The sequence below is a fragment of the Streptomyces durbertensis genome, from assembly GCF_014156695.1.
Classification (GTDB): domain Bacteria; phylum Actinomycetota; class Actinomycetes; order Streptomycetales; family Streptomycetaceae; genus Streptomyces; species Streptomyces durbertensis.
Genome location: NZ_WMLF01000328.1, coordinates 1 through 6,209, shown reverse-complemented (window position 1 = coordinate 6,209; position 6,209 = coordinate 1). Strand labels below are relative to the sequence as shown.

Below are 6,209 nucleotides of genomic sequence, written 5' to 3'. Positions count from 1 at the left end.
GCACCGACGACGTCGTCACCCTCGTGCTGGACGACCCCGACCAGTCCGCCAACACCATGAACGCGGGCTTCATCAACTCGCTGACCGCCGTTGTCGACCGGCTGGAGGCCGAGCGGGAGAACATCCGGGGCGTGGTGCTCACCTCCGCCAAGAAGTCCTTCTTCGCCGGCGGTGACCTGCGGCTGCTGAGCAGTGCCGGACCCGAGGACGCCGAGGAGGTCTTCGCGCGCGGCATGGGCATGAAGCGGGACCTGCGCCGCCTGGAGACCCTGGGCCGCCCCGTCGTCGCGGCGATCAACGGCACCGCCCTCGGCGGCGGCCTGGAGGTCGCCCTCGCCTGCCACCACCGCGTCGCGCTCGACACCCCCGGCGCGAAGATCGGCCTGCCCGAAGCGACGCTGGGACTGCTGCCGGGCGGCGGCGGCGTCGTCCGCACGGTACGGCTGCTGGGCATCGCCGACGCGCTGCTGAACGTGCTGCTGCAGGGCCAGCAGTACCACCCCGCCCGCGCCCGCGAGAAGGGCCTGGTCCACGAGGTGGTCACCGACCCGGCCGAACTCCTCGCCCGCGCCGTGGCGTTCATCGACGCCCACCCCGAGGCCAGGCAGCCCTGGGACGTGCCCGGCCACCGCATCCCCGGCGGCACGCCCGCCCAGCCGAAGTTCGCCGCCAACCTGCCGGCGTTCCCCGCCAACCTCACCAAGCAGACCGGCGGCGCCCCCTACCCGGCGCCGCAGCGGATCATGGCGGCGGCGGTCGAGGGCTCCCAGGTCGACTTCGACACCGCGCAGACCATCGAGAGCCGGTACTTCACCGAACTGGTCGTCGGTCAGACCTCCAAGAACATGATCCAGGCGTTCTTCTTCGACCTGAGGGCCGTCAACGCCGGTGCCAGCCGCCCCGCCGGGCCCGAGCAGCGGACGGTGCGGCGGGCGGCGGTGCTCGGCGCCGGCATGATGGGCGCCGGCATCGCCTACAGCTGCGCGAAGGCCGGCATCGAGGTCGTACTCAAGGACGTCAGCGTCGAGGCGGCCGAGAAGGGCAAGGACTACGCGCGCGGGCTGGTCGAGAAGGCCGTCGCCAAGGGCCGTAGCAGCCGCGAGGACGCGGACGCGCTGCTGGCCCGCATCACCCCCACCGCCGAGCCGGCCGACCTCGCCGGCTGCGACGCCGTCATCGAGGCCGTCTTCGAGAACGCCGAACTCAAGCACAAGGTGTTCCAGGAGATCCAGCACGTCGTCGCCCCCGACGCGCTGCTGTGCTCCAACACCTCCACCCTGCCCATCACCGGCCTCGCCGAGGGCGTGGAGCGCCAGGCGGACTTCGTCGGCCTCCACTTCTTCTCCCCGGTGGACAAGATGCCGCTGGTGGAGATCGTGCGCGGCGCCAAGACCGGTGACGAGGCGCTGGCCCGCGCCTTCGACCTCGTCCGGCAGATCAACAAGACGCCGATCGTCGTCAACGACTCACGCGGCTTCTTCACCTCCCGCGTCATCGGCCAGTTCCTCAACGAGGGCGTGGCGCTGGTCGGGGAGGGCGTGGAGCCGGCGTCCGTGGAGCAGGCCGCCGCCCAGGCCGGGTACCCGGCCAAGGTGCTCTCCCTCATGGACGAGCTGACGCTGACCCTGCCGCGCCGCATCCGCGACGAGACCCGCGCCGCGCTGGAGGCCGAGGGCCGCGAACTGCCCAGGCACCCGGCGGAGGAGGTCATCGACCGGATGGTCGACGAGTTCGGCCGCCCCGGCCGCAGCGGCGGCGCCGGCTTCTACGAGTACGAGGACGGCCGGCGCACCCGCCTGTGGCCCGGCCTGCGGGAGCACTTCACCAAGGACCCGGCCCCCGACGTCCCCTTCGAGGACATGAAGGAGCGGATGCTGTTCGCCGAGGCGCTGGACACCGTGCGCTGCCTGGAGGAGGGTGTGCTGACCTCCGTCGCGGACGCCAACATCGGCTCGATCATGGGCATCGGCTTCCCGCCGTGGACCGGCGGCGCCCTCCAGTACGTCAACGGCTACCCCGGCGGCCTGCCCGGCTTCGTCGCCCGGGCCGAGGAGCTGCGCGCCCGCTACGGCGACCGCTTCACCCCGCCGCGACTGCTGCGGGAGAAGGCCGAGCGCGGCGAGGTCTTCACCGACGCGTGAGCCACCGCCGGGTCGGCCCGCCGTGCCTCGCGGGGCGGGCCGACCCGTGCGCGCTCAGCCGCCCAGCCTCGGGGCGCGCTCCTTGGGGAACGCGCCCCGCAGCTCCTCCCGCAGCGAGCGCTGGAACGCCGTCAGCAGCGCCTGGACGACGAGCGGCTGCATGTGCGCCGACAGCGACTTCATCCGCTCCACCTGCTCCGCGTCCGGCTCCTGCTCCCGGTAGGGCTCCCACACCTCCTCGCGGAACAGCTTGCTCAGCTCCCGCGCCACCTGCCGGGCGTGGTCGAGCAGCACCTGCCGGGCCGCCAGCACCGACTCCTGCGACATCGGCAGCTCCAGCAGCCGCACGCCCAGCGGCAGCAGCCCCGGGTCGACGACAAAGCGCCCGGGCTCGTCGGTGCGCTCCAGCACGTTCAGCAACTCCAGCCGCCGCAGGTCGCTCTCCTCCAGCGGACGCCCGGCCCGCCGCTCCAACTGCTCGCGGGTGACCTCGTCGGTGGTGTCCGGCATCCAGGAGGCGACCAGCGCCCGGTGCACGGCCAGGTCCTGAGCCGTCATGTCCTCCGGGAGCCGCTGGAGGTAGCGTTCGATCGCCGACAGCGTCATGCCCTGGCTCTGCAGCTCCTCGATGAGCGCCAGCCGCGCGAGGTGGTCCTCGCCGTAGCGGCCCACCCGGCGCGGGCCGATGCGCGGCGGCGGCAGCAGACCCCGGGTGCTGTAGAAGCGGATCGTCCGCACGGTCACCCCGGCGCGGGCCGCCAGTTCGTCGACGGTGAGCGTCGCTCCCTCGGCGTGCTCGGTCATGCGCGGTGCCTCTCGCTCCGGTGGTGCCTGTTCTCCGCTCCCGTCTGGTCGGGACCTGCGCAGCAGTATCGCTGTCTCACCGCTTCTGTGAAACCCGGATCGAGACACGGGAGAGTTTCGAAACGGGCGAGTATCGATCCGCTTGCGTTTCGCAAGAAGCGGCTCTACGCTGCTTCGAGAACGACACCGTTTCGATGAGGCGGTGCTCGACCTGATCTGTCGGCTTGGTCCTTCGGCTTGAATGAGCCGTATGAGCGAGGAGAACGCAATGCCGGTCCGCGACACCACGGGCACCGCCCGCCGGTCCGGGCGAAGCAAGATCACCCCGGAGCGGGAGCGCGAGCTCTACGACGCCGTGCTCGACCTGCTCCGCGAGGTCGGCTACGACGCCCTGACGATGGACGCCGTCGCCGCCCGCACCAAGTCGAGCAAGGCCACGCTGTACCGCCAGTGGGGCAGCAAGCCGCAGCTGGTCGTCGCGGCGCTCGACTGCTGCGGCGCCGCGCCGCCGCCGTTCGAGGAGCTGCAAGGGGAGAACCTCGTCGACAGCATGCGCGAGCTGGCGCGCTGGGCCGCCCGCGACGCCGCCAAGGACACCGCGCTCATGCGCGCCGTGGGCCAGTCCGCGCAGAACGACCCGGAGCTCGCCCGCGCGATGCGCGAGACCGTCATCGAGCCCGAACTCAACGCGTTCCGCGGCCTGTTGGAAAAAGCGGTTGAACGCGGCGAACTCGCCGAGGTGCCGCCCGCGGCCGACTACCTGCCCCACATGTTCTTCGGCCTGCTCTTCGCCAGACCGGCCATCGACATGATCGAGGTCGACGAGGACTACCTCGTCGGATTTGTCGACGAGGTCGCGGTACCGCTCCTCGGCCTCACCGACACACCGCCGCCCACCGATCGACCCACTGACTGACCCACTTTCTTCGTCCTTCCGCGTCGGCCCCTGCCCTCACGGGCCGACCGACAACCGCACAGGGACCCACCCGCCGCCGCCATCGGCGCCGACGGGGCGGTCCGTCACGCCCCGAACCCGACGGGAGTTGCCCCCGTGGCCACGTTCCTCGCCTCACTCGGCCGGTTCTCCTACCGGCGCCGACGGCTGGTCGCCCTCATCTGGGTGGCGCTGCTGCTCGCCGTCGGCGGCGCCGCCGCCACCGCCACCTCCACCCCCGGCATGAACGTCTCCATGCCCGGCACCGAGGCCCAGCGCGCTTTCGACCTCCTCGACGAGCGCTTCCCGCAGAGCCACGCGGACGGCGCCACCGCCCAGATGGTCTTCCAGGCCCCCAAGGGCGAGACGATCACCGAAGGCGCCCACAAGGCCACCATCGACCGCACCGTCGCCCGCCTCGCCAAGGACCCCGAGGTCGTCGCCGTCGCCGACCCCTACACCGTCAAGGCCCTCAGCGAGGACGGCCGCACCGCCTACGCCCGCGTCACCTACGAGCGCGGCATGGGCGACGTCCCCGAGGAGTCCCAGGACAAGCTGCTCGCCATAGCCGACGCCGCCCGCGCCGACGGACTGACCGTCGAGACCGGCGGCACCGCCCTGGAGACACCGCCCGCCACCGGCGCCGGCGAGATCGTCGGCGTCATGGTCGCCGCCGTCGTCCTGGTCATCACCTTCGGCTCACTCGTCGCCGCCGGCATGCCGCTCGTCACCGCGCTCGTCGGCGTCGGCATCGGAGTGAGCGGCATCCTCGCCCTCGGCAGCGTCCTCGACCTCGACGGCACGACGTCCATCCTCGCCGCGATGATCGGCCTCGCCGTCGGCATCGACTACGCCCTGTTCATCGTCTCCCGCCACCGCGCCGAACGGGCCGCCGGACACGACGGCGAGACCGCCGCCGGCCGCGCCGTCGGCACCGCCGGCTCCGCCGTGGTGTTCGCCGGCCTCACCGTGCTCATCGCCCTCGCCGGACTCGCGGTCGTCGGCGTGCCGATGCTCACCAAGATGGGCCTCGCCGCCGCCGCGACCGTCGCCATCGCCGTCCTCGTCGCCGTCACCCTCGTCCCGGCCGTGCTCGGCTTCGCCGGCGACCGGGTACTCGGCCGCCGCGCCCGCCACGCGGCGGCGGAAGCCGGCGCCGCACCCGCCGACGCCGACACACCCGACGCCGGCGCCGACCCCGCCACCCCGGACACCGACTCCCGGCCCGCGCTCGGCACCCGCTGGGCCCGCCTCGTCCTCCGCCGCCCGGTCGCCGTGCTGCTCACCGCCGTCATCGGCCTCGGCGCCATCGCCGTCCCGGCCACCCAGCTCGAACTCGGCATGCCCGACGACGGCTCCCGCGCCGAGGAGACCACCCAGCGCCGCGCCTACGACCTGCTGTCGGAGAACTTCGGCCCCGGCGCCAACGGCCCGCTCATGCTGGTCGTCGACACCACAGGCGTCGACGCCGACCCGCAGCGCGCCGTCGGCCGCGTCGCCGAACGCGTCGGCGCACTCGACGGCGTCCTGATGGTCACCGAACCCCAGTTCAACGAAGCCGGGAACACCGCGCTGCTGACAGTCGTCCCCGCCACCGGCCCCACCGCCAAGGAGACCGAGGACCTCGTCCACGCCATCCGCGACACCGCCGCCGACAGCCGCGCGGACACCGGCGCCGAAGCCCTCGTCACCGGCGCCACGGCGATGAACATCGACTTCTCCGAGAAGCTCAACGACGCGCTGGTGCCCTACCTCGCCCTCGTCGTCGGCCTGGCCTTCCTGCTGCTGATGGTCGTCTTCCGGTCCGTGCTCGTGCCGCTCAAGGCCGCCCTCGGCTTCCTGCTCTCGGTGCTGGCCGCGCTCGGCGCGGTGGTCGCGGTCTTCCAGTGGGGCTGGCTCGCCGACCTCCTGGGCGTCTCCCAGACCGGCCCGATCGTCTCCATGGCCCCGATCTTCCTCGTGGGCGTCGTCTTCGGCCTCGCCATGGACTACGAGGTCTTCCTCGTCACCCGGATGCGCGAGGCCTACGTACACGGCGAGTCGCCGCACGAGGCGATCGTCACCGGCTTCACCCACGGCGCCCGCGTGGTCGCCGCCGCCGCGGTCATCATGATCAGCGTCTTCGCCGGCTTCATCGCCTCCGACGAGCCGATGATCAAGATGATGGGCTTCGGTCTCGCCATCGCCGTCTTCTTCGACGCCTTTGTCGTCCGGATGGCGATCGTCCCGGCGGTGCTGGCCCTCCTCGGCCGCTCCGCCTGGTGGCTCCCGAAGTGGCTGGACCGCGCCCTCCCCTCGGTGGACGTCGAGGGCGAAGCCCTCGCCAAGAC

At 72.5% G+C, this 6,209-nt stretch carries 4 protein-coding genes; 3 read left to right on the top strand and 1 reads right to left on the bottom strand.

Translation table 11 applies throughout. The features are described from left to right. The coding region (locus GL263_RS19350) for a 3-hydroxyacyl-CoA dehydrogenase NAD-binding domain-containing protein (protein ID WP_182856998.1) at nucleotides 1-2,141 on the top strand (2,141 nt) is incomplete at its 5' end. A gap of 54 nt (nucleotides 2,142-2,195) precedes the next feature. Here the strand turns inward: GL263_RS19350 and GL263_RS19345 are convergent. Further along, the gene (locus GL263_RS19345) at nucleotides 2,196-2,945 is read right to left on the bottom strand and encodes a MerR family transcriptional regulator (protein WP_182856997.1); all 750 of its coding nucleotides are present in this window, start codon (nucleotides 2,943-2,945) and stop codon (nucleotides 2,196-2,198) included. A gap of 250 nt (nucleotides 2,946-3,195) precedes the next feature. Between GL263_RS19345 and GL263_RS19340 the strand changes: the two genes are divergently transcribed. Then, nucleotides 3,196-3,861, top strand: coding sequence for a TetR/AcrR family transcriptional regulator (locus tag GL263_RS19340; protein ID WP_228456658.1), 666 nt, complete (start codon nucleotides 3,196-3,198; stop codon nucleotides 3,859-3,861). A 135-nt stretch (nucleotides 3,862-3,996) separates the two neighbouring features. Continuing rightward, on the top strand, nucleotides 3,997-6,209 hold a 2,213-nt coding region (locus tag GL263_RS19335), incomplete at its 3' end, for an MMPL family transporter (RefSeq protein WP_182856996.1).